This window comes from Pseudomonas lijiangensis, from assembly GCF_018968705.1.
In the GTDB taxonomy this organism is placed as follows: Bacteria; Pseudomonadota; Gammaproteobacteria; order Pseudomonadales; family Pseudomonadaceae; genus Aquipseudomonas; species Aquipseudomonas lijiangensis.
Window position 1 is genome coordinate 3243002 of record NZ_CP076668.1, and the last position, 22854, is coordinate 3265855.

18 protein-coding genes are annotated in these 22854 nt (G+C 60.8%); 13 read left to right on the forward strand and 5 right to left on the reverse strand.

The features are described from left to right. Positions 1-72 precede the first annotated feature (72 nt). From KQP88_RS13305 to KQP88_RS13315, 3 genes are all read left to right on the forward strand, one after another. The gene (locus tag KQP88_RS13305) at positions 73-561 is read left to right on the forward strand and encodes a (2Fe-2S)-binding protein (protein ID WP_117165529.1); all 489 of its coding nucleotides are present in this window, start codon (positions 73-75) and stop codon (positions 559-561) included. 103 nt (positions 562-664) lie between these two features. After that, on the forward strand, positions 665-2932 hold the full coding sequence (locus tag KQP88_RS13310; protein ID WP_216703307.1) for a xanthine dehydrogenase family protein molybdopterin-binding subunit: 2268 nt from the start codon (positions 665-667) through the stop codon (positions 2930-2932). Between the two features lie 23 nt (positions 2933-2955). Then, positions 2956-4323: a c-type cytochrome gene (locus tag KQP88_RS13315; RefSeq protein ID WP_216703308.1), complete on the forward strand. Its 1368-nt coding sequence runs from the start codon at positions 2956-2958 to the stop codon at positions 4321-4323. 143 nt (positions 4324-4466) lie between these two features. Here KQP88_RS13315 and KQP88_RS13320 read toward each other — a convergent pair whose 3' ends face one another. Then, the gene (locus KQP88_RS13320) at positions 4467-5432 is read right to left on the reverse strand and encodes an ABC transporter substrate-binding protein (protein WP_216703309.1); all 966 of its coding nucleotides are present in this window, start codon (positions 5430-5432) and stop codon (positions 4467-4469) included. 233 nt (positions 5433-5665) lie between these two features. Between KQP88_RS13320 and KQP88_RS13325 the strand changes: the two genes are divergently transcribed. From KQP88_RS13325 to KQP88_RS13340, 4 genes are all read left to right on the forward strand, one after another. Further along, positions 5666-6625 (forward strand): D-isomer specific 2-hydroxyacid dehydrogenase family protein, encoded by a 960-nt coding sequence (locus KQP88_RS13325; protein WP_216703310.1) that lies wholly within the window; start codon positions 5666-5668, stop codon positions 6623-6625. A 175-nt stretch (positions 6626-6800) separates the two neighbouring features. Continuing rightward, positions 6801-8948, forward strand: coding sequence for a TonB-dependent receptor (locus KQP88_RS13330; protein ID WP_216703311.1), 2148 nt, complete (start codon positions 6801-6803; stop codon positions 8946-8948). A 164-nt stretch (positions 8949-9112) separates the two neighbouring features. Then, a complete protein-coding gene (locus KQP88_RS13335; protein WP_200992080.1) occupies positions 9113-9277 on the forward strand; it encodes a hypothetical protein in 165 nt (54 codons plus the stop codon). A 4-nt stretch (positions 9278-9281) separates the two neighbouring features. Further along, positions 9282-9926 carry a helix-turn-helix domain-containing protein gene (locus tag KQP88_RS13340; protein WP_198725544.1) on the forward strand — a complete coding sequence of 215 codons (645 nt, stop codon included), beginning with the start codon at positions 9282-9284 and terminating at the stop codon, positions 9924-9926. Positions 9927-9948: 22 nt separating this feature from the next. Here KQP88_RS13340 and KQP88_RS25270 read toward each other — a convergent pair whose 3' ends face one another. Continuing rightward, on the reverse strand, positions 9949-10443 hold the full coding sequence (locus tag KQP88_RS25270) for a hypothetical protein (protein WP_253950484.1): 495 nt from the start codon (positions 10441-10443) through the stop codon (positions 9949-9951). A 420-nt stretch (positions 10444-10863) separates the two neighbouring features. Between KQP88_RS25270 and KQP88_RS13350 the strand changes: the two genes are divergently transcribed. After that, entirely contained in the window at positions 10864-11649 is a 786-nt protein-coding gene (locus KQP88_RS13350; protein ID WP_216703313.1) for an IclR family transcriptional regulator, read from the forward strand. On the opposite strand, the gene KQP88_RS13355 is transcribed toward KQP88_RS13350, so the two are convergent. Together KQP88_RS13355 and KQP88_RS13360 are read right to left on the reverse strand one after the other, a co-directional pair. Continuing rightward, positions 11646-13139, reverse strand: a complete 1494-nt coding sequence (locus KQP88_RS13355; protein ID WP_200992077.1) for a class I adenylate-forming enzyme family protein — start codon at positions 13137-13139, stop codon at positions 11646-11648. The two genes, KQP88_RS13350 and KQP88_RS13355, sit on opposite strands and share 4 nt — an antisense overlap. Before the next feature lie 2 nt (positions 13140-13141). Further along, a complete protein-coding gene (locus KQP88_RS13360) occupies positions 13142-14164 on the reverse strand; it encodes an alcohol dehydrogenase catalytic domain-containing protein (protein ID WP_216703314.1) in 1023 nt (340 codons plus the stop codon). A gap of 111 nt (positions 14165-14275) precedes the next feature. Between KQP88_RS13360 and KQP88_RS13365 the strand changes: the two genes are divergently transcribed. From KQP88_RS13365 to KQP88_RS13385, 5 genes are all read left to right on the forward strand, one after another. Next, complete coding sequence (locus KQP88_RS13365) at positions 14276-15013, forward strand: enoyl-CoA hydratase/isomerase family protein (protein ID WP_253950485.1); 738 nt, start codon at positions 14276-14278, stop codon at positions 15011-15013. 90 nt (positions 15014-15103) lie between these two features. After that, a complete protein-coding gene (locus KQP88_RS13370) occupies positions 15104-17608 on the forward strand; it encodes a TonB-dependent receptor plug domain-containing protein (protein ID WP_198725555.1) in 2505 nt (834 codons plus the stop codon). 5 nt (positions 17609-17613) lie between these two features. Next, positions 17614-18957 (forward strand): MFS transporter, encoded by a 1344-nt coding sequence (locus tag KQP88_RS13375; RefSeq protein WP_216703315.1) that lies wholly within the window; start codon positions 17614-17616, stop codon positions 18955-18957. 20 nt (positions 18958-18977) lie between these two features. Beyond that, positions 18978-20162 (forward strand): acyl-CoA dehydrogenase family protein, encoded by a 1185-nt coding sequence (locus KQP88_RS13380; protein WP_216703316.1) that lies wholly within the window; start codon positions 18978-18980, stop codon positions 20160-20162. 15 nt (positions 20163-20177) lie between these two features. Continuing rightward, positions 20178-21524: an amidohydrolase gene (locus KQP88_RS13385; protein ID WP_216703317.1), complete on the forward strand. Its 1347-nt coding sequence runs from the start codon at positions 20178-20180 to the stop codon at positions 21522-21524. Positions 21525-21628: 104 nt separating this feature from the next. On the opposite strand, the gene KQP88_RS13390 is transcribed toward KQP88_RS13385, so the two are convergent. Continuing rightward, positions 21629-22846, reverse strand: coding sequence for an MFS transporter (locus KQP88_RS13390; protein ID WP_216705958.1), 1218 nt, complete (start codon positions 22844-22846; stop codon positions 21629-21631). Positions 22847-22854 lie beyond the last annotated feature (8 nt).

Genomic DNA, 22854 nt, shown 5'->3' on the forward strand with positions numbered 1-22854 from the left:
CAAGTGAAACGCTTGCTCCCTGGCCCGCGGATAGCACCCCAGGGCATTCCCCCACCAGATGGCTGGATAATCATGGAACTGCAGATTAACGATAAGACCTATCAGGTCCAGTCCGAAGGCGATACCCCGTTGCTGTGGGTCATTCGCGATGAACTCGGGTTGACCGGAACCAAGTACGGCTGTGGCCTCGCGCAATGCGGGGCCTGTTCCGTGCTGATCGATGGCGTGGCAGCGCGCTCGTGCGTCGTGCCGGTCCAGGGCGTGATCGGGCGCAAGATCACCACGATCGAAGCCATCGAAGAAGATGACGTGGGCAAGCGAGTGGTCGCCGCCTGGGTCAAGCATCAGGTCCCGCAATGTGGCTATTGCCAGTCGGGCCAGGTCATGGCCGCGACCTCATTGCTCAAGCAGGTCGCCCATCCTTCAGATGCCGAGATCGGCGCTGCGATGATCAACCTGTGCCGTTGCGGCACCTACAACTTCATCAATGCAGCAGTGCATGAAGTGGCTGGAGAAAAGGTCGCGCTGTTTGAACCGGCAGCAACTCCCGGCAAGTCTTGAGGACTGCACGAGGCACAGACCTCGGCATCGAGTTTCACCCATCGTGATCCAGAACCTGAGTGTGGATGCGTCTTGAAAGGGATGGAATCCAGAGGAAATCATAATGACAAAGTTGGCGGACAGTCCCGACACAAGCGAGGCGTTTCCGACAGGGGAAGCGATCAATATTTCCCGGCGTCGCTTTCTGGTTGCATCGGCCGGCACCATGGCAGGCGCCCTGGTTCTCGGCTTCGGCCTGCCGATGGGCCAGGCCCGTGCCCAGGCCAGAGTGGCCGCAGAGGTTCCGGGGACGCGAGTCCCGGCCTTTCTCGAAATTCGCCCGGACAACACGATCCGGTTGCAGAGTCCTTTCATCGAAGGCGGCCAGGGCATTTTTACCGCCATGGCGCAGATTATCGGTGAAGAACTGGACGCAGACCCGTCCACCTTTATCGTGGAAAACGCCTCTCCCGGCAGCGAGTATGTGGTCCTGAGCAACGGCATGCGGATCACCGGTGGCAGCATGTCGGTGCGCATGAGCTATCCCACCATGCGTCGGCTCGGTGCCTTGACGCGAGCGATGCTATTGCAGGCCGGTTCGGAGCGCCTGGGAGTGCCGGTCAGCGAACTGACCACCCAGCCCGGCCAGGTCGTTCATGCGGCTTCGGGCAGGACGCTGAGTTACGGCGAGCTGGCCTCTCGCGCCATGGACCTGCCGGTCCCCGATCCAGACAGCGTCACGCTCAAGGACCCGAGCCAGTTCCGCTGGATCGGCAAGTCGGTAAAACGTCTGGACGGCCACGAAAAGTCTACGGGCAAGACCATTTACACCATCGATTGCAGTGTCGATGACATGCTCCACGCGGCCGTACAACACGCCCCGCGACTCGGTCTGACGGTCGGTTCCATACGCAATGAAGACCAGATCAAAGCCATGAAAGGCGTGCACTCCGTGCATCGTCTGCCCGGTGCCGTGGCAGTCGTGGCCGAGCGCTGGTGGACAGCCAAACGTGCCGTGGAAGCGGTGCAGGTCGACTGGAAAGAGCCAGGCCCGGAATCGGATCTGCGCTACATGCCGGCGGACTTCTCCACTGCGGCCTTCAGCGAGCGGCTGGCCAACGAGCCCGGCGCTGGCAAGGACGACGAAGTGGTCGGCGAAGCCGGCAAGGCTCTGGACAGTGCTCATACCGTTGTCAGCGCCACCTATTACAGCCAGTTTGTCCATCATGCTCAGTTGGAGCCGCCTTCTGCATTGGCGCGTTTCAACCCGGACGGCACACTGGATCTGTGGCTGCCCAACCAGGCACCGGACATGTTCCTGGCCGACGTAGCCAAGAGAACAGGCCTTGAGCCGTCGCAGATCAAACTTCATTCGCCAGTACTGGGCGGTTTCTTCGGCAGGCACTTCCTCTATAACAGTGCCTCGCCCTACCCTCAGGCCATCCAGTTGGCCAAGGAAGTCGGGCGTCCGATCAAATTGATCTGGAGTCGCGAAGAAGAATTCCTGCGCGATGTGCTGCGCCCCATGGCCGTCGTACGCTTCCGTGGCGGGCTCGATGCCAAAGGCATGCCTGTGGCCCTGGAAGCGGTCAGCGCAACCGAAGGCCCTACCGAAGGCATCAGCAACAAACAGGGAGAAAAGATTGACCCTACCGCTCTGGAAGGACTGGCAGGCAAGGTCTATTCGATCCCCAATCGCAGGATTGCCCAGCTGTATGTAAAGAGCCCGGTCATGCTGGGTTACTGGCGCTCGGTCGGCAACTCGATGAACGACTTCCTGTATGAAACCTTCCTGGACGAACTGGCGGACAAGGGCGGTCAGGACCCTTACGAACTACGCATGCACTTGCTCAAAGGCAACGAGCGGTTGACCAACCTGCTGCGCGCCGTCGGCGATCTGGCCGGTGGCTGGAAGCGCGGCCCGTTCAAGGCTGAAGATGGCACCCTCCGCGCCCGTGGCGTTGCCATGGCATCGCCTTTCGGCACGGAAGCGGCGGTCATCGCGGAAGTCTCGATCAAGAATGGCCAGGTCAAGGTGCACGACATCTGGCAGGCCATCGACCCGGGCAGCATCGTCAATCCGGGCATCATCGAGGCCCAGGTCAATGGTGCCGTTGCGCTGGGTCTTTCGCAGGTCCTGCTTGAAGAAGCGGTCTACGAGAACGGCATCCCCACCGCCCGCAACTACGACATGTACCCGATCCTGCCACCTGATCGCATGCCTCGCGTGCACGTGAAGATCATCGAGAGCGGCGCGAAAATGGGCGGCATCGGCGAACCACCGCTGCCCGCCGTTCCGCCAGCAGTGGCCAATGCGGTCGCCCGGCTGACCGGCGAGCGCATTCGTAGCATGCCGCTGTCTCGATACACCTTCAAAGACCAACAAGCATGACGCCTCGGGTCCAGGGATCACAGATGACAACAAGCAGAATCAAGAAAGTTGCTGCCGTCCTGGTGCCGGTGTGTGTCGTGGCGGCAGCGGGTGTCGCGTGGTTCGTGACACGCACACCCGCCTCGCCCTTCGACGGTGTGGCCAGCCCTCAGACCGCACCGGCGGAACTGATCCAGCGTGGCGAATACGTTGCCCGGCTCAGCGACTGCGTGGCCTGCCACAGCACACCCGACAGTGCGCCCTTCGCTGGCGGTCTGGAAATGGCGACCCCATTGGGATCGATCTTTGCCACCAACATCACGCCCGACAAGGAAACCGGGATCGGCAACTACAACCTGGCGGAATTCGACCGGGCATTGCGCCTGGGCGTTGCCCGTGACGGCCATCGGCTTTACCCGGCGATGCCTTATCCGTCCTATGAAAAGCTCAGCCAGGACGATATACGCGCGCTCTATGCCTACTTCATGCAAGGCGTAAAACCCGTCAAACAGGAAAACCAGCCGAGCGAAATCCCGTGGCCGCTGAACATGCGCTGGCCGCTGGCGTTGTGGAACACGGTCTTCACCGACTCCGGAAGCTATATAAAGGCTGAAACCGCAAAAGATCCGCTGTGGCTTCGCGGCGCCTACATTGTTCAAGGCCCTGGGCATTGCGGCAGTTGCCACACGCCGCGTGGCCTTGCCATGAACGAGAAAGCCCTGGACGAACGCAGCCCGGCGTTCGTTTCCGGCGCGCTTCTGGATGGCTGGTATGCGCCCAGCCTGCGCAACGATCCAAACACCGGGCTTGGCCGCTGGAGTGAGGAAGACATCGCACGCTTCCTCAAGACAGGTCGCAATCAGCATGCCGTGGTTTTCGGCTCGATGACCGACGTGTTCAACAACTCCACGCAGTACATGACTGACGAAGACCTGAAGGCCGTGGCGCACTACCTCAAGTCGCTGCCGGGTGATGCCAGACGTGACGGCGAACCATGGCAATACGATGCGAAATCCAATGCCAACCTGACGGTCAGCGAGCAGTTGAAGGTGCCGGGCGCACGCACCTACATGGCCAAATGCAGCTCCTGTCACGGAGCGGACGGACGTGGCCAGGGAGAATGGGTACCGCCTCTGGCCGGAGCCTCATCCTCACTGGCGAAAGAACATGCATCGTCGATCAACGTCACCCTGAACGGGTCGGGACGTATCGTGGCCAATGGCGTGCCGGATGCCTACCGCATGCCTCCGTTCCGCAATCAGCTCTCCGATCAGGAAACCGCAGACGTCCTGACCTTCATCCGCACCTCCTGGGGTAACAAGGGCGGCCCGGTCGGCGTGAAGGATGTGCAGGACCTTCGCGAGCGGACCAATCCGGCCAGCAGTAACGTGATCATTCTGCAGATGCGGTAAGACTTGTCACAGCCAAGGTCCTCCTGCGCTTTTGTGGGAGGGGCCTTGGCCGCGACGACCAGCTTGAGGGCGATACATTTTCTTCGGATGTAAGGGACTCTCGCGAATGAGCGGAGCGCCGCCCGATTCGCTCCTACAGCAGATCAAGGATTCTGCGTCACCGCATCAGCCGCAGGCAGTACAAAACCTGCCGCGAAGGTTGGTTTGACGTCCAGCGGTTTGGCGATCAGGCCATGCGCCTGGTAGAAATCGGCGGTTTCCTGCTGTTCGGTAATGGTCTGGGCATCCACTGACTGCCAGCGCAGTTTGCGACGCTCGAATTGCAGGCGCGCAGCTTCCTGGGGAAAGCCGATGATCTGTGCCAGGGTTCGTGAATAGCTGTCGAGGTTCTGGTAAGCCCAGACCTGCGCATTGGCCAGTCGTACCAGATAATCCTGCAAGGCTTCGCGACGGTCCGGGTCAGCCAGCGCCTTGTCGGTGGCGGCCAGGAAACTGTTACCGCTGGACAGCCCGCGACCATTGACCAGCACCCTGCCCTGACCGCTGAGTTCAGCCAGCGCGGTGTAGGGTTCCCATGTCGCCCAGGCATCTACCGAACCATTGGCCAGCGCGACCTTGGCGTCTACCGGGCCGAGGAAGCGGAACTCCACGTCTTTCTCGCTCAAACCGGCGGTGGCCAGGGCCTTGAGCGCAATATGGTGACCAATCGAGCCACGTCCTGTAGCGATGCGCTTGCCTTTCAGGTCCGCCGCCGTTTGCAGCGATGACTTGGGCTCGACCAGCACCGCCGTGCCGTAAGCGTCGGATTTGTCTACGGCGATGGCCTTGACCTGCGCCCCGGAAGCCAGCGCAAACAACAGCGGCGCATCACCGATGATGCCAGCGTCCACCGCTCCGGCATTCAAGGCCTCGGCCAGCGGTGCGGCGGCCGGAAACTCCGCCCAGCGAATGTCATACGGCAGATCACGCAGGGCGTCGGCAGCTTCCAGCTGGGCGCGCATGTTGCCCTTCTGGTCGCCGATGCGCAGTTCAATACGTTGTTCGGCTAGGGTCGGGCCTGCCAGCAGCAGGGCGGCGCCTAGCGCCAGGATTCTTGCAAAAGGGGGCATCGCGGACATTCTCCGTGGCTGAGGTAGCCTGTGGTCAGGTTCTGGAGGATGACTGTACCGGCAAGCCAATAATCAGTGAAATGCATTTTAGTCATAACCTAATATGCGTATATTTTTAATTATCGCCATCAGCTTATATCGAAAAAGAATTTTACAGCAGTCATTACCAATAATACGGTAATAAGCATCGCCCAATCTGGGCATTCCCCCGTGTTTCCTGTGATGAGTGCCTGATGAATCAACCTTCTGCTACCACTGTCAGCGTGATCGCCAGCCAACTGGATGCTCAGTCCAACGAACTGCTCCGTCGGCAATTGCCCGGGCACCGGGTACTGGACCTGACGCCCGATCAGTTCAATGCCGAACGGGCGGATGTGGTGATCCTGCGCCCGGTCAATGTGCGTGGCCGCCGAGTGGATGAACCGCCGCGTGGCTGGCCCTGGTCGCTGCGCTGGGTGCAACTGGTGTCTTCGGGCATCGACTTCTATCCCGACTGGCTGTTTCAGGGACCACCGGTTACCAGCGGCAAGGGCAGCAACGCTGAACAGGTTGCCGAGTTCGCGCTGGCGGCCATCTTTTCCGCAGCCAAGCGCCTGCCGGATATCTGGGTCAAGGATGACGACTGGAGCTTCAGCCAGTTGCAACCGGTGCGTGGCCGTACCCTGGGGATTCTCGGGCTGGGCAGCATCGGCCGCAGCCTCGCGACCAAAGCCACGGCGCTGGGCATGCGCGTGATTGCCCTGGGTCGGCCTGAGCAGCCATTGACCGGGCTACCCCATGTTGAAGTGGCCGAAAACCTCCATCACCTGTTTGCCGAATCCGACCATCTGGTGCTGGCTGCGCCCCTGACTGCCCAGACCCGTGGCCTGATCAATCGTGAGGTACTGGCCAGTTCCAGACCCGGCCTGCACCTGATCAATATCGCCCGTGGCGGATTGCTCGATCAGCAGGCGCTGCTCGAAGCACTTGAAGCCGGATGGATTGGCCGCGCTACGCTGGATGTGACCGAACCCGAGCCATTGCCGGCTGGCCATCCGCTGTACAGCGACCCACGGGTGTTTATCTCGCCGCATACCTGCGCACTATCCACTGACGGTGTTAACGGCTTCGTCGATGATTTCGTCGAGAACTTCAAGCGCTACCGCCAGGGTCTGGCCCTGAACAATCTGGTGGATCATCAGCGCGGTTACTGAAACTCGCTACACACCACGCCACACCCTGAAAAAGCACTGCCCCTTTACAGACTGACCGACCCCGACCCGGCGGAGGCACAGGATTCCTGCACCCTCCCCGGCTCTAGTGCGTTTGCGTGGACGGCTGCAGGTTGAACACACCAACCGAGCATGTTGACCGTCAGGAACTTCGTCCATGGCCAAACCGACCTTGCGTTACCGTATTTCCCCGCTCCTGCTGTCCTTGCCCCTGAGTGCCTTCGCCGCCAGCGATCCGCTGCCGGAAGAGCGCCTGCCCAGCGTGACCGTCACCGCCGAACACCGTCAGGAGAACCTGCAGAAAACCCCGCTGGCGATCAGCGCCTTCGACGAAAACACCCTGCGCGACCAGCAGATCAACAATATCCGCGACCTCTCAGGACGGGTGCCGAACCTGACTCTCAACCGCCAGTCGATCTCCTATAGCGCCCAGACCTACGGCATTCGCGGCATCGGTGAAACCGACCCGATCCAGGAAGCCGCCGTCGCGGTATACGCCGACGACCTGTACATCCCCCGGGCGATTTCCTCGATGCTCGACTTCAACGATGTCGAGCGCGTCGAAGTGTTGCGCGGCCCCCAAGGTACTTTGTATGGCCGCAACAGCGCGGCCGGGGCGATCCGTGTGATCACACGCGACCCGAGCCAGGAAACCCGGGGCTTCGTTGAACTCGGCGCAGGGACTTACAACGCTCAAAGCAGCCGCCTGCTGATCAGCGGACCGTTGGTGGACAACACCCTTTTCGGCAGCTTTTCCGCGCTGCGCCTCAGTCGCGATGGCACCGTGCGCAACCGCACCCGGGATACGGATGTGAACAATGTCGACATCCAGTCCTATCGAGGCAAGTTGCGCCTGGCACCGCTGGACTCGCCCTGGGACACACAACTGACCCTGGCAGGCACCTTCGACCGTGGCGACACCACCAGCTACACGCCATTCGACCCGGCCACCGGCCGCTTCGACAAGTTCAAGACCTACAGCAGCCTCGACCCGAAGAACCGGCTCGATCAGGGCAGCGCCGTACTGCGGGCCATCTACACCTTCGACGATCACCTGAACTTCAAGTCGGTCACCGGCTGGTCGGCTTTCGATCAGCCCGTGGACTACGACAACTCGGGCGAGGCCAACAGCGGCAATGCTGCGCCGGTGCAAAACAACCTGATCCACTACAAGCAGCGCTACGCCACTCAGGAGTTCCAGCTCAATGGCGACTATGAGCGTTTCAACTACACCCTCGGCGTCTACCTCTATAAAGAGCGCTTTCGCGCCGAACGCGACAGCCTGACCTATTCGGTCGCTGCCGACCGGGTCAATGCCAGCGGCCAGTACAGCACCACTGACACCGAAAGCTACGCCGTCTATGGCCAGGGCAACTACAAACTGACACCCCGCCTGTCGTTGACCGCAGGCCTGCGATACACCAGCGAACACAAGAACTTCGATTACAAGAACTACCGGATCACCACTGCTCGCGAGATCACCGGTCTCAATTTCAATGCAGAAACCAGCGACAGTTGGGCTTCCCTGAGCCCGAAAGTAGGTCTGGAATACACCTGGAGTGACAGCCTGACCCAATACGGTTACGTGGCCAAAGGCTTCAAGGCCGGCGGTTTCGACAACCGCGCACCCACCCAGGCCGCTGCGCTGCAGGGTTTTGAACCGGAGAACGTGATTACCTATGAAACCGGCTTCAAGGGCGATTACCTCGCAGGTCGCCTGCGCAGCAATATCGCACTGTTCTACAACGACTATCGCGACCTGCAGACCAACGCCTGGGACCCGGCCATCAGCGCCAACCTGCGCACCAATGTCGGCAGCGCCCACAGTTATGGCGTCGAGCTGGAAAACACCGCACTGCTCAGCCGCGACCTGACCCTGACCGCCAACCTGGGTTACCTCAGGGCCCAGTACGACGACTTCAAGAATGCCGCCGGTGCAGGAGTCGATGCCGATGGCAACTGGATGGTCTTCGCACCCCGCTGGAACGCATCCCTGGGCCTGAACTGGACGGTGCCCGTCAATGTGCCGGGCGCACTGGTGGCGGGCACCGACTGGCAGTTCCAGACCAAGTCTTACGCCAACGCCGTAAATGGCGATATCTACGAAGTGCCCCAGCAGAGTTTCTGGAACGCCAACACCAGCTACAGCAGCGGCGATGGCCATTGGACCACCACCCTGGCGGTGAAGAACCTGCTCAACCGCGCCTACCCGCAGAGCATTGCCTATTCAGCAGCCAGCAGCACGGCGTATTACGCGGTCAACGATCCACGCACCCTCACCCTGAGCGTGCGTTACGACCTGTAATCGAAAGCGTGACCGGCCTGCATCGACAACCGAATATCGATGCAGGCAGCGCTGAAATCTCTTATTCCAGAAACGAATCACCACATGAAAACAAAGTATTTATCGTTCTATAAAAAAGCCCTTAGTCTCAACCCATGCCCCGCTTCGCAAACAAGGATTTCCCCATGAGCCATTCCGCACAGATCGTCGATTTGAGCCTGTATCGCAAACGCAAACATGCACAGCAGCTGGGCCGTATGATGTGGGCGATGTACGCGCATCAGGCAGGAATTGCGATACAACCGGGGAGCGAGGGTCTCGCATCGCCGAAAACACCTCGCCAAGCGTAACGCCATGACGACATCGGACCGTTTTCTGGCAACATCGATTGACACACCTCTGGACCTTGCCCAAGAGACGGCCACCAACGAAGACGACCTTATCGGTTCGCGCGTCGCCCAGAACCTGCAACGCCTGCGCAGCAAGCGCCAGTTATCACTGGATGCCCTGGCACGATTGAGCGGGGTCAGTCGGGCGATGCTGGCGCAGATCGAATCAGGGCGCAGCGTGCCCTCGATCAAGGTACTGTTCAAGATCGCCAAGGGTGTCAGGGTTTCGGTTGCAGCCTTTCTGGAAAACCGCGAATGCGAAGGTGTGACCGTAATGCCGGCACGCGACAGCAAACGCCTGGTCAGTGCCAGCGGCGACTTTGTCAGCCGGGCACTCTACCCGTACGACACATCACGCCACGTTGAATTCTACGAGTTGCGGATCAGCCCGCTGGGAGAAGAATATTCCGCCGAGCATGGGCCGGGCGTGCAGGAAAATCTGGTAGTCGCGCAGGGTGCGCTGGAGATCAGTGTGAACGAAGAGCGTTTCCTGCTCTCCACGGGCGATTCGATCATGTTCTATGCCGACCAGCCCCACCGTTACCGCAATCCGGTAGACAGTGAGGCGGTGGCCTATCTGGTGGTGACCCACCCCGAGCGCCGCGACTGAGGTTCACGGCACCTGCATTGGATCAGCAGGTGCAGCACATCATCGGCATGCCGTTGCAGCTCATCATCATCGGCATGCTGCAGTCGTTCATCATTTTCATCATCAGCATGCAGCAGTTGTTCATCATGTCCATGCTCATGCCAGCCATCGGCATCATCTTGCAGGTCATGCCGTCAGCCATCATGGTGCATTCCATCATGCACTTCATCATCGGCATCGACATCGACATCCCCATCATCGGCATGTTCATGGACATTGCCATGGCCGCTTCCGACATGCACATCATCGACATGTTGGCGCACTGCATCATGACCGGCATGCCGCAGTTCATCATCATCTGCATCATTTCGGCGTTGTTCTTGAACATGGCCATGTCCATGCCAGCCGCCGGCTTCATGGTGCACATCATGCCGTCTTCGACCATGGTGCAAGTCATGGTCGCCATCATCATCGGCATGCCCATCATTGGCATCATCGGCATGTTGGCGCTCATTGGCATCTGCATCGCGTTCATCATGGTGAAATCCTCTTCAATTTGACGATAGGGTGTGGAGCTGATGGGGGCCGATTCTAGGCTCAAGCGTGGACACGGCAAGATGCTGGCAAAACAGCACAGGATGCTGTCGGGACAAGCGGTTTTGCGCCAATTACCGGCACCTTGACTGTAGTAGAAGACAAATGACTGTTATTGCATCCTCCGATAACTTTCCAGCGACAGATACAGCGCAATAGATATCGCCATACGTTCCATGCTCATAACCCAAATGCATATTTGATCTAAACGGTTCGCAAATAAATGCGCAGATCGTGCCTTGCATAAAGCCCGTTCAACGTCAGTTGGCTCTTCACCCCGCTTGCGATCACGGCTAACCTTGGCGACCGGTCAGGCCAGCATGTCGCGCCTGCCGATCAAATGCTCTCGGAAAACACTGCCACGATGGATATCTCTTCGACTCACCCCGCACTCAACGGCAGCAAGGAAAACGCTGGCGGCGGGCGCGTTCAGGTCATTGACCGCTCGATTGTTCTGCTACGAACCCTGGCTGGCCTCAAGAACGGTGCCAGCGCGCTGGACCTGGCGCGGTTGACCGGCATCGATCGCTCCACCATCCATCGTCTGCTCAAGACCCTGACCCACTGGAGCCTGATCGAATCCCAGGGCGCGACCTACCGCATCGGTCCCGAGAGCCTGATCTATTCGACGGCCTATCTGAACCGCATGAACCTGCGCAAGATCGCCCTGCCCTATGCCATCGAGCTGCAACGGGTAATCGGCGAGCGCCAGGCAATCGTTTCCCTGTCGATCCCGGTGGGCGATCAGGTAGTGCTGATCGAGCGGATGTGGACACCGACCACACCGCTCAACGTCATCGTCGACCTGGCCGATCAGTACCCCATCGATGGCAGCCCCAGCGGCCGTGCCGTGCTGTCCACTTACAATGAAGAAGCGGCGCTGAATATTCTGGGTCAGGAGCGTTATGTCAAAGTGCTGCCCGCTCTGGAAATGATCCGCAGCCAGCAGGACTTCGCCTTCGGTCATGGCGAGTTCAAGCCAGGCCTGTCGTCCGTGGCCTTTCCCATCCGCCTCGAAACCGGCATGGCCCTGGGCGCAGTGGTGGTGGCGGGCCTTGGGATGGAAGATGAAACCCATCCTGCCTCGCCACTGGCCAGCCACGTGCGCCGCGCCTGTGAAGGCATTGCCGCGCAACTGGGCAACCTTTAAACCGGCAACTGCGGCCCCAGTGCCGCAAGCAGGCGGTTCTTCTGCACCTTGCCATAGTGCGAACGCGGCAGCTCATCGATGAAGTAGATCTGTCGCGGAACCTTGTGCCGCGACAGGCTGGCGCGACAATGCTCGGTCAATTGCGGTAACGATGGAGCATTCGCCGGATCGACCACCACTGCCGCACACACCTGCTCGCCCCACTCGATGTCCGCCAGACCGAATACATGGGCATCTTTCACGCCGGGATGACTCAACAGGCTTTGCTCGACTTCACCGGGTTGCACTGACTTGCCGCCGCTGCGGATGATGTCCTTGCAGCGTCCAAGCACTACCAGTTGCCCGTCCTCACGAATCCGGCCCAGGTCGCCACTGCGCAACCAGCCGTTATCCAGCACTTCGGCTGTTCGGGCTTCCTGCTGCCAGTAGCCACTCATCAATTGCGGTCCGCCCAGCAGAATCTCGCCCATACCATTGGCATCGGGCTGATGAATGCGAATGGCCGCAGAAAACAATGGGCGCCCTACCACCCCTTCGGCGCTTTCTCCGGCATGGCGTAATGCAGCCATTTGCGCAGCCGCGAGGTAACAGCTCCAGGGCGCTTCGGTCATGCCGTAAAGCACACTGATTCGCCCACTGAACACACTGAAAGAGCCTTCCAGCACTTCACCGGTCAAGGCCGCAGCGCCAATATCCAGACTTTTGAAAGCAGGCAATTGCACAGGTTCGCTGCCGTTTTCCCGCAGCAGGCGCAACAACTGGGTCGGCACCAGAGAACTGAAGGCAACCTGCTGCTCGCGCAACTGCGCCAGAAAGGTCTTGCTGTCGAAACGACCACCCAGCACCACCTGCCCGCCACTGAGCAGATGCGCCAATACCGCCACTGCCGCAATGGGCCACAACGGGCGGACATTGAGCAGCACATCACCGACAGCAGCGCCACGGCCCATCACGATGTTCTGCAACACGGCACAAAGGCTGGCATGCCGGTGCATCACGGCCTTGGGCACGCCAGTAGTGCCGCCGGTGTAGTTCAGAGAAGCCAGGGCATTGGCCGGTTGTGCGGCGCGTGGCCCGATATCGGCAGGCGTCGTTTCGATAAGCGAACCCAGGGGTAGACAAGCAATACCCGCCAGCGTCAGGTCTTCGGCAACCGCTGCGTACTGACGGGAAAACAGTAGCAAGGCCGCACCGGCATCGCGCAACTGAGCCAGGAGTTCATCGGGGGCCAGCGCCGGATCAAGTGGCACGCGGACACGTCCGTTGGCCATGCAGCCATAGTCGGCGATCAGATAGTCGATACTGGCCTCAGCCAGCAACGCCACCCGCGCACCGGGCTCGATATCCAGCCGCCCCAGCTTCTGGCCGAAGGCAGTAAGGGCACGGTCGAGTTCAAGAAAGCTCAGGCTGCGGGCACTGGCCGGTTCGCTCAGTGCAGGCAGGTCTGGCCATTTTCGGGCGGCCTGCCCCAGCAGAGTACTGATATCCATGGCTACCACCCGCTCAGGACGATGCGTCCATTGACCTGGCGCGACTCCAGCAGCGCATGGGCCTCGCTCACCTGCTGAAACGGCAGCACCCGATCGATCAAGGGCCGGACCTGTCCGCTATGGATCAGCGCAAGGGCAACGCGCAGTTCTTCCACCGTGGCACTGCCCGAACCCTGAACCTTGAGTCGCCGACCGATCAGCAACCCTGGCGCAATCGGCACACTGCCCGGCTGGACATTGCCCAGCACCACCACACGCCCGCCCAGGGTCATGCTGCGCAAGGTGTCCTCAAGGGTGTGGCCGAGATTTTCCATCGCCACATCCACACCGCGCTTACCGGTCAGTTTCCAGACTTCGGCGCTGTAGCTGCCGCTGGAAACCACCACGTCATGAGCACCCAGTTGATGAAGAAAATCGCGCTTCGCGGCGCTGCCGGTGACGGCAATTACCCTCGCACCCAGCGCCCGTGCCAGCTGGATCTGATGCGCGCCAAGACCGCCACTGGCACCGTTGATCAACACGGTTTCGCCCGGTTTGAGCGCCGCCTCGCCGTGCAACGCACGCACGCTGGTGGCAATCGGGCAGGAAGCCAACGCCGCCAGGGTGTAATCCAGGCCGTCAGGCAGTTCGATGGCGGAGATCGCCGGAATCCGCAGGTATTGCGCGTAGGCTCCTTCAGTGTCCACCGAGGGCAGGCCCAGTGCCCGGCACAAATCCTGGCGTCCGCGCAGGCAGTCGCGGCACTGGCCGCAGAAACGTCGCTGATAGACCACAACCCTTGAGCCCACCGCCAGTTGCAGGACGCCCGCGCCCACCTCCACGACTTCACCGGCCACTTCATGGCCCAGTACCACGCCGGTATGCGCCCCCGGCAGATGGCCGGCACGGTGCAGCAAATCGTGATGGCAGACCCCTGCCGCATGAACCTTGACCAGCACTTCACCCGGACCGATATGCGGCGTAGGCACTTCTTCGACTTGCAGTTGCTCAGGCCCGCCGAAGGCTTTCAGGACTATCGCTTTCATTTTTTATAACCATTAGTGACCCGCTAAGAATATGTTCATATAACAAACATGTTGTTTGCATTATGAACATCAATTAAGTTTTCCCCACTTTGACGCAGACCTCAAGAGGCAATGCGTCTTTCTTTCACACTCAGCGAAATCGAAGTCATGACAGTCGAGTATCAACACCTTGGGGAAGGCGTCCTGCAGGTCACTCTCAATCGCCCCGAGCGCCTTAACGCGCTGGACAGCCAGGCCAAACGCGAACTGGCTGAGATCTGGCAGCGCGCCGCAGACGACCAGAGCGTGCGGGTAATCGTGCTGCGAGGCGCAGGCGAGCGAGCGTTCTGTGCCGGTTCCGATCTCAAGGAAATCGAGGCCACAGGCGAAGCCGTGAGCAGCGAACTGCTCGCCCGCGCCCTGCCCGGCGTCGGCTTCGATCTGAACAAACCGGTGATTGCCGCATTGCACGGTCACACATTGGGGCTGGGCATCAGCCTGGCGATTCATTGCGACTTTCGCATTGCTCGCCATGACACCCGTTTCAGCTTTCCGGAAGTCCAGCACGGCATGTTGTCGGGTTTCAGCGCCATCACCCTTCCGGGGCTGATCGGCGAAGCTGCGGCTCTGGACATCATGCTCAGCGCTCGCCCGTTCGATGCGTCCCAGGCACTGGCCATGGGACTGGTCAACCAGCTTGCGGACGACGCCCATGCCAGTGCACTGGAGCTGGCCTCGCGTCTGGCGGCTCATTCGTCCAAGGCGATGGAATGGACCAAAACTTTGCTGCTGGCCCAGAGAAAGGCCCGACTCAAGCAGCACCTGACGCTGGTCGATCAGGCCCGTCAGGACGTCATGCTTTACCGATAACCACAATAACCAACACTTTTCGCCTCGCCAGTACTGTCAGGAACACCCACCACCAGGAATGGAAAGCGGCACCCGAATCGGAGCCACACCATGTCTCGCCCCAAGACTTTCCAGCCCAGGCTGAACCTGCTGACCGCAGCGACTCTGGGCCTTTGCGCCAACCAGCTGGCATTCGCCGCCGAAAGCCCCGTTGATACCGCCCTGCAGACCGTGGTCGTGACCGGTGCCCGTGATGAAGGCCGCACCGTGGCCAAGAGTCTGGCACCCATCGACGTGATCAGCGCCGACGACCTGGCCCGTTCGGGCAAGCAGAACCTGCGCGATGCCCTGGCTGCCAGCGTACCGTCCTATACCAATGCCGCCGGTTTTACAGGGGGCACCGGGCTATCGGTAAAATCGGCAACCCTGCGCGGGCTGGGTGGGAACCACGTGCTGGTGCTGGTCAACGGCAAGCGTCGCCACAACACCTCGCTGATCTTCGTGCAGACCGCCGCCACCTCAAGCGGCCAGTCGCCTGCCGACCTGGACCTGATCCCGGTCAGCGCGGTGGACCACATCGAAGTGCTGCGCGACGGTGCAGCCGCACAGTACGGCTCGGACGCCATCGCCGGGGTGATCAACATTATCCTCAAGACCAATCGCTCCGGCGGCAGCGCCAGCGCGTTGTACGGGCAATACAAGGAAAGAGTCGGCGGCAAGGGCAACTTCGGTGCCCGCGGCCAGGGCCAGATCAACCAGGGCTTCGAGCTGCCCAATGACGGCTTTTTCAGCCTCAGTGCCGATATCGGCATTCAGGAAAGCTCCAACGTCGCGGGCGCAGTGCCAGATCGCACACGCATCTACTTCCCGCAGAACGGCAGCGCCGACCCACGGGAAACCAGCGAAAGCCGCTATCGCCAGCAACTGGGTCAGCCCCGCTCCCAGACCTATAACTTCGGCTACAACGCCGAGCTGCCGCTGAACGAAGATGTCAGTCTTTATTCGTTCTCCACCCTCAGTCACCGTAACTCCACCAGTTGGGGGACTTACCGCACCGCCAACTCGCCGCAGAATATCGTCTCGGTGTACCCGGACGGTTTCTCGCCACGCTTCGTGGTGGAAGAAGATGACTTCCAGACCGTGTTTGGCGCACGCCATGAAAACCTGCTCGGCTGGCGCTGGGACCTCAGCACCAGCTATGGCCGCAACGATGCCAACACCCGCAACGAACGTTCGCTGAACCCGTCGCTGGGTCCGGACAGCCCACGCGATATGGATGGCGGCCATCTGATTGCCAGCCAGTGGACCAACAATCTTGACCTGACCCGAGGCTTCGATACCGGCCTGTTCGCCAAACCGCTGAACGTCTCCACCGGGCTGGAATTCCGTCGCGACGGCTTTGGGATCGAAGCAGGCGAATATGCCTCCTACGCTGATGGCGGCTACATATTCCCTGTCGGCCATCCGCTGGCCGGACAACGCCCGAACCCCGGTGCGCCAGGGCTGGTGGGGTTCACACCTCAGGATGCACATAACTATTCGCGGACCAACACCGCTGGCTATATTGACCTCAGCCAAAGCCTGACCGAACGCTGGGACGTCAGCCTGGCCGGACGTTTCGAGCATTACAGCGACTTTGGCGATACCGGCAGCGGCAAGTTCTCGACGCGCTATGCCTTCACACCCCAGTTCGCCGTGCGCGGCACCATCAGCAACGGTTTCCGTGCGCCGTCGCTGCAACAACAGTATTACTCCTCGTCGCTCACTGCCTGGCGTACCAGCCCGCTGACCGGCCAACTGGAACAGGCCGTCACTCGCTATGTGACGGTGGACGACGCTGCTGGCCAGGCTCTCGGTGCCAAGGAACTGAAACCCGAGCGTTCGACGAACTACAGCCTGGGCTTTGTCGCCACGCCGACGGAAAACCTCGACGTGACAGTCGACCTCTACCAGATCGATATCAAGGACCGCATCCTGCAGACCAGCAACCTGCAAGGCACCGCCGTCTCCAACCTGCTGGCCGCCAACGGCCTGGACCCGAACCAGATCGTGTCCTACTTCGGCAACCTGGCCGACACCCGCACCCGCGGCATCGACCTGGTGGCCGATTACCGTTATGACCTGGGCCGCTATGGCAAGACCAAATGGACACTGCTGAGCAACCAGAGCCTGCAGACCATCGAAAAGATCAAGGAACCCGAATCACTGGCCGGTACCGGCGTCAGCGCCGTGGGTCGTGATCGTCAGGGCAACCTGACCACGGCTTACCCGAAAAATGTCACCTCCCTGACCGCCGCCTGGCAACTGGGGGATTTCGACCTGACCCTCAAGGGCACCCGCTACTCGAAAGTCACCGGCCGCAACCAGGTTTCCGCCAGCCGCGACGAAGAAATCCGTCCGGCACTCATCACCGACCTGAGCCTGGGTTACTGGCTCAGCGATGCAGTGAAAGTGACCCTCGGTGGCGAGAACATCTTTGATCGCCGACCACAACAGCTCAACGAAGAAGCCAAACGCTTCTACTTCTTCCCCACCGATAACCCGACCTATAGCTGGTACTCGCCCTATGGGCTTGAAGGTGCCTACTACTTCGCCAAACTTGACGTGAGCTGGTAAGACCGATGAGCACTCCCGGCGCTGTAAACGCTGACACGCAACCCGCAGAAAACACCGAAGCGGTTTTCGACCAACGCCTGTACCGCAAACTGGCGTGGCGAATCATGCCGTTTCTGTTCCTGTGTTTTGTCCTGAACTGGCTGGACCGGGTCAACATCAGCTTTGCCCACCTGCAATTCAAGACCGACCTGAACATCAGCGACGCCACGTTCGGCATCATTGTCGGGGTGTTCTCCATCGGCTATCTGCTGTTCGAGATCCCCAGCAACCTGCTGCTGGAAAAGTTCGGTGCGAAGAAAACCATGACCCGGATCATGATCCTCTGGGGCCTGGTCACCATCGCCACCGCGTTCGCCCAGACACCCGCGCAGTTCTATGTATTGCGCATACTGCTGGGCGCGGCCGAGGCAGGCTTTTTTCCCGGCGTGATCCTCTACCTGACTTACTGGTTCCCGGCCAGCCACAGGGCACGAATCACCTCGCGCTTCATCATGGCGATTGCGGTCTGCGGGATCATCGGCGGCCCGCTGTCGACCTGGATCATGAGCCACTTCGCTGGTCTGGGCGGCTTTACCGGCTGGCAATGGCTGTTTGTCGTCACCGGTATTCCACCGGTGCTGGCCGGGCTTTTCGCCTGGTACTGGCTGGATGACAAACCGGCCAACGCCAAATGGTTGAGCGATGCCGAGAAACAAGCCATTGCCGACGCCCTTGCCCATGAACGCAAACAACGCCAACCGGGTGGGCATCAGCGCTTCGTCGAGGCCTTGAAAGATCGCAAGGTCTGGTTCATCACCCTGGCCTACTGCCTGACCATCATGTGCACCGGCAACGTCACCAATATCTGGGCGCCGTCGATCATCCGCGACTCTGGGGTCAGCAACCTCGGGCATCTGGGACTGCTCTCGGCACTGCCTTATGTGATCGGTGTGTGCGTGATGCTTTGGGCCTGCCGCCATTCGGATCTGCATCAGGAACGTCGATGGCACTTCGCGCTGGGCGGCCTGACCGCCGCGCTGGCCATGGCGATCCTGCCGCAAATGCTGTTCAGCCCGTGGTCGGCGATTGCCGTACTGACCGTGATGACCAGCGGCTATCTGGTAGCCACGTCGATTTTCTGGACCATCCCCACCTATTACCTGTCGGACGGCGCCAAGGCAGCGGGCCTGGCACTGGTCAATTGCTGCGGGCAGGTCAGCAGCCTGCTGACGCCGATCATGATCGGCTCGATCAAGACCAACACCGGCAGTATCAGCCTGGCGCTCTACATAGTCGCGGCCCTGGTGGCCAGCGGCACCCTGATCCTCTTGCTCGGCGTTTCACGCCAGTCCTTGCGCGATGCGCCCTGAACCCTTTTCGAGAGTTGCACATGACTGATTACCTGGCACTGGCCCATGAACTGGCCACCCACATTCAACCCGGCGCAGCGGAGCGCGATGCCAATCGCACACTGCCCTACGCTCAGCTCGACCTGATCCGTGAATCGGGTCTGGGTGCCGCCCGCGTGCCAACGGAATTTGGCGGCGGCGATGTCAGCCAGTTGCAGGTGGCGCAGATCTTCATCGCCCTGGGCAAGGCCGACCCTTGCGTGGCTCAGGCGCTGTTCCCGCATTTCGCCACCGTCGAGCACATGCGCCTGATCGCCAACCCCGAGCAACAACGCCGCTATCTCAGTGCCTTTGCCAACCGGCAATTGTCCTCCGGCGCGGTCGCCGAGCGCAGTGGCACCTTCCGCGGTGAAATCCATACCCGCCTCGAACGCCGTGGCGAACAGCTGATTCTCAATGGCAGCAAGTTCTACAGCACCGGCTGCCTGTTCGCCGACCTGCTGAAGATCCAGGCAGTGGACGAAGATGGCAATGCGCTGTACGTGATTCTGCCCGCCAACACGCCCGGCATCACCATGCTCGATGACTGGGACGGCATGGGCCAGCGCAGCACTGCCAGCGGCACTACCTTGCTGGAAAATGTCATTGTGCAACCGGAGCAGGTGATCCCTCTGGCCCAGTGGTATCAGCGACGCAACTACGTCGGTGCCAGCGCGCAGTTGATCCACTGTTCCATCGATATCGGCATCGGCCTCGCCGCGCTGGACGATGCGGTGCACTGGGCACGCAACGGCTCGCGCCCGGTGCGCGAGAGTGGTGTCGACAAAGCCCGCAACGACCCGTACATCCTGCACACCATTGGCGACCTTTCGGCGGCGATTCATGGTGCCGAAGCGCTGGTTGAAAAGGCTGCGCTGAGTGTCGACCTGGCGGCTCGCAGTCAGTTGCAGGGCCTGCTTGCCGGTGAAGAACTGGACGCTCTGCTGGCGCGCTCTTCGATTGCCGTGGCCGAAGCCAAGATCGCTTCTACCCGCGCTTCACTGCATGTCTGCGAGCGGCTTTATGAAGTGGGCGGTGCCGCCACCACGCAATCGCGCTACAACTTCGATCGCCACTGGCGCAATGCCCGAACCCACACCACACACGATGCCGTGGCTTACAAGTACAAGGCCATCGGTGACTACCTGCTCAACGGCAACTACCCGCCGATTGCCTTCACCTACTGACAGAGCCGATCGACCATGCAGCCAAATCGAAAGCCCTGCACGCGCCTGTCAGTGGGCGCGTCATTATTGCTGACCTTGCTGGCGAGCCAGGTCCGGGCCGCCGAACCGGCTGCCTGGGCAGACCTGGATAAGCAGATCGCCCGCGCCCTGCCCGGCGTGATCGAACTGCGCCACGCCATTCATCAACACCCGGAACTGGGCAACCGAGAATTCAACACCAGCAAACGCATCGCCGAACGGCTGCGGGAACTGGGCCTTGAAGTACAGACCGGCATCGCCCATACCGGCGTGGTCGGCGTACTGCGCGGCGGCAAGCCTGGGCCGGTAGTGGCAATCCGCGCCGAGCTGGATGCCCTGCCACTAACTGAACAGACCGGCCTGCCCTACGCCTCGACCGTGCGCGCCCAGGACCAGAGCGGTGACTTTCGCACCCGAGGCAAGGAAGTCGGAGTGATGCATGCCTGCGGCCACGATGCGCACATGGCCATGGCCCTCGGCGTGGCCGAAGTCCTCGCCGCCCGTCGCAGTGAACTACCTGGCACTCTGAAACTGATTTTCCAGCCCGCCGAAGAGGGTCCGCCACTGGGCGAAACCGGCGGTGCACAGTTGATGATCGAACAAGGCGTACTGACCAACCCGACACCCGACGTGATCTTTGGCCTGCATGTCACTGCAGGTACGGCCGGCACATTCACCCTCAGTCGCCACCGCACCACAGCGGCAGCCGACACCTTCGTCGCCCGTATCAAAGGCCGTCAGACCCACGCCGCATTCCCCTGGACCGGTATCGATCCGGTGCCGGTCGCGGCCCAGACCATTCTCGCCTGGCAAACCATTCCCAGCCGCCAGTCGAACCTGAGCCTGCTGCCTGCTCCGGTGATTTCGGTGGGCAGGATCGAAGCTGGCGACCGCCACAACATCATCCCTGCCGAAGTCCGGCTGGAAGGCTCGATCCGCACCGTGAGCGACGAACAGCGCGAAGACGTGCTGATGCGCATGCGCCGCAGCGCAGAGAACATCGCCGAAGCGTCAGGTGCCACGGCAGAAATCGACTACCTGCCCGGCAACTACCGCGTCGGCCATAACGACACCGCACTAGTCGACCGCCTGTTGCCGGTGTTGCAAGCCGTCTCCACCACACCGGTGAAAATCGACAACGGCACCTACGGCGCCGACGACTTCGCCGAGTACGCAAGGCAGATTCCGGGGATCTTCATGCGCATGGGCGTTACGCCGCCGGCGCTGGAAGGCAAAGCTGTCTGGCCGACTCACTCACCCGGCTTCACCGTGGATGATCCCAGCCTTGCAGTGGGGATTCGGGCGCTGAGCCGGATGACCTTGAGTTATATGGCGGGCGGATAGTGTTCAGGTGTCCGCTGTAGGAGCGAATTTATTCGCGAAGAGACCTGTACATCCAAAACATCTTCAGTGCCGGTTTCGCGAATGAATTCGCTCCTACAAGTCATTTACGTTTTTTTGATAGAAAGGGTTTCAGGCACCGCCACCCACAACAGGACCAGCGCCGCAGCCGCCACAGCAGCAAGGGTCAGGAACGCCGCGCTGTAACCGGCCTCGTGCACCACAAAACCCGCCAGGCTATTGCTCAACGCCGCGCCAAGGCCGAAGACCGTCGAGAGCGCGCCAAGGCTGATGTTGAAGTGTCCGGTGCCATACGTGAGGTCTTTGACGATCACCGGAAACAGTGCACCGAAAATGCCCGCACCAACACCGTCCAGCAGTTGCACGGCGACCAGCCAGTAAGGATCGTCCGACAGGGTATAAAGCGCGCCGCGCAACGGCAGGATCAGGAATCCGATGAGCAACAGCGGCTTGCGTCCCCACAGGTCAGCCTTGGCTCCCACCAGCAACGCGGCCGGGATCATGACCAGTTGCGCCGCAACGATGCAGGCGGAAGTCAGTGGCGTGGCCATCTGCAGATTGACCTGCGCCAGCTTCTGGCTCACCAGCGGCAGCATCGCGGCGTTCGCCAGATGGAACAGCGCGCAGCAAATGCCAAACAGCAGCAGTGGCTTGTTGGTGAGTAGTACGGAAAACCCCGAAGGCGGCTCAGCATGCTTCACATCGTGGGTATCCAGGCCACGTGCGAGGTCATGGTCGATGGCATCTGCCGAAACGAAACTGACCGCTATCACACTGCCCAGCGCCATGACCGCCATCAGGTAGAAGACTGCAACAGGCCCGAACAGGTAAGAGAAGCCGCCAGCCAGTAATGCAGCGCAGGCATTGCCGGCATGGTTGAAGGTTTCGTTGCGCCCGGTACGGCGCGTGAAGGCTTTAGGGCCGGTGATGCCCAGAGAAATCGCGGCAATGGCCGGGGCAAATACCGATGAGGCCACCGCACTGAGGGCCTGGGTCAGGGCAACCAGAGTGAATGACGTCACGAAAGGCAGCAGCAGACAGCTACCGGTCACCAAGAGTGCAGCCACTGCAATGATCGCTCGCTTGCCTCTTGCGCTGTCGACCAGTGCTCCAGCGGGAGTCTGGGTAATGAGTCCTGCTATACCGGCAATCGTCATCACCACACCAATGCTGGCAGGATCCCAATGGTGAACGGCCAACAGGTAAATCGCCAGATAAGGACCGAGCCCGTCGCGTACGTCAGCGAGGAAGAAATTGAGGCTATCGAGGGAGAGAGCGTTGCGGCGATCCGAGTGACTGGTCAAGGCTGACA

Excerpts from the sequence above, each read along its gene's own strand:
- KQP88_RS13305 (WP_117165529.1), top strand. The coding sequence starts at position 73 with ATGGAACTGCAGATTAACGATAAGACCTATCAGGTCCAGTCCGAAGGC.
- KQP88_RS13310 (WP_216703307.1), top strand. The coding sequence starts at position 665 with ATGACAAAGTTGGCGGACAGTCCCGACACAAGCGAGGCGTTTCCGACA.
- KQP88_RS13315 (WP_216703308.1), top strand. The coding sequence starts at position 2,956 with ATGACAACAAGCAGAATCAAGAAAGTTGCTGCCGTCCTGGTGCCGGTG.
- KQP88_RS13320 (WP_216703309.1), bottom strand. The coding sequence starts at position 5,432 with ATGCCCCCTTTTGCAAGAATCCTGGCGCTAGGCGCCGCCCTGCTGCTG.
- KQP88_RS13325 (WP_216703310.1), top strand. The coding sequence starts at position 5,666 with ATGAATCAACCTTCTGCTACCACTGTCAGCGTGATCGCCAGCCAACTG.
- KQP88_RS13330 (WP_216703311.1), top strand. The coding sequence starts at position 6,801 with ATGGCCAAACCGACCTTGCGTTACCGTATTTCCCCGCTCCTGCTGTCC.
- KQP88_RS13335 (WP_200992080.1), top strand. The coding sequence starts at position 9,113 with ATGAGCCATTCCGCACAGATCGTCGATTTGAGCCTGTATCGCAAACGC.
- KQP88_RS13340 (WP_198725544.1), top strand. The coding sequence starts at position 9,282 with ATGACGACATCGGACCGTTTTCTGGCAACATCGATTGACACACCTCTG.
- KQP88_RS25270 (WP_253950484.1), bottom strand. The coding sequence starts at position 10,443 with ATGATGAACGCGATGCAGATGCCAATGAGCGCCAACATGCCGATGATG.
- KQP88_RS13350 (WP_216703313.1), top strand. The coding sequence starts at position 10,864 with ATGGATATCTCTTCGACTCACCCCGCACTCAACGGCAGCAAGGAAAAC.
- KQP88_RS13355 (WP_200992077.1), bottom strand. The coding sequence starts at position 13,139 with ATGGATATCAGTACTCTGCTGGGGCAGGCCGCCCGAAAATGGCCAGAC.
- KQP88_RS13360 (WP_216703314.1), bottom strand. The coding sequence starts at position 14,164 with ATGAAAGCGATAGTCCTGAAAGCCTTCGGCGGGCCTGAGCAACTGCAA.
- KQP88_RS13365 (WP_253950485.1), top strand. The coding sequence starts at position 14,276 with ATGCGTCTTTCTTTCACACTCAGCGAAATCGAAGTCATGACAGTCGAG.
- KQP88_RS13370 (WP_198725555.1), top strand. The coding sequence starts at position 15,104 with ATGTCTCGCCCCAAGACTTTCCAGCCCAGGCTGAACCTGCTGACCGCA.
- KQP88_RS13375 (WP_216703315.1), top strand. The coding sequence starts at position 17,614 with ATGAGCACTCCCGGCGCTGTAAACGCTGACACGCAACCCGCAGAAAAC.
- KQP88_RS13380 (WP_216703316.1), top strand. The coding sequence starts at position 18,978 with ATGACTGATTACCTGGCACTGGCCCATGAACTGGCCACCCACATTCAA.
- KQP88_RS13385 (WP_216703317.1), top strand. The coding sequence starts at position 20,178 with ATGCAGCCAAATCGAAAGCCCTGCACGCGCCTGTCAGTGGGCGCGTCA.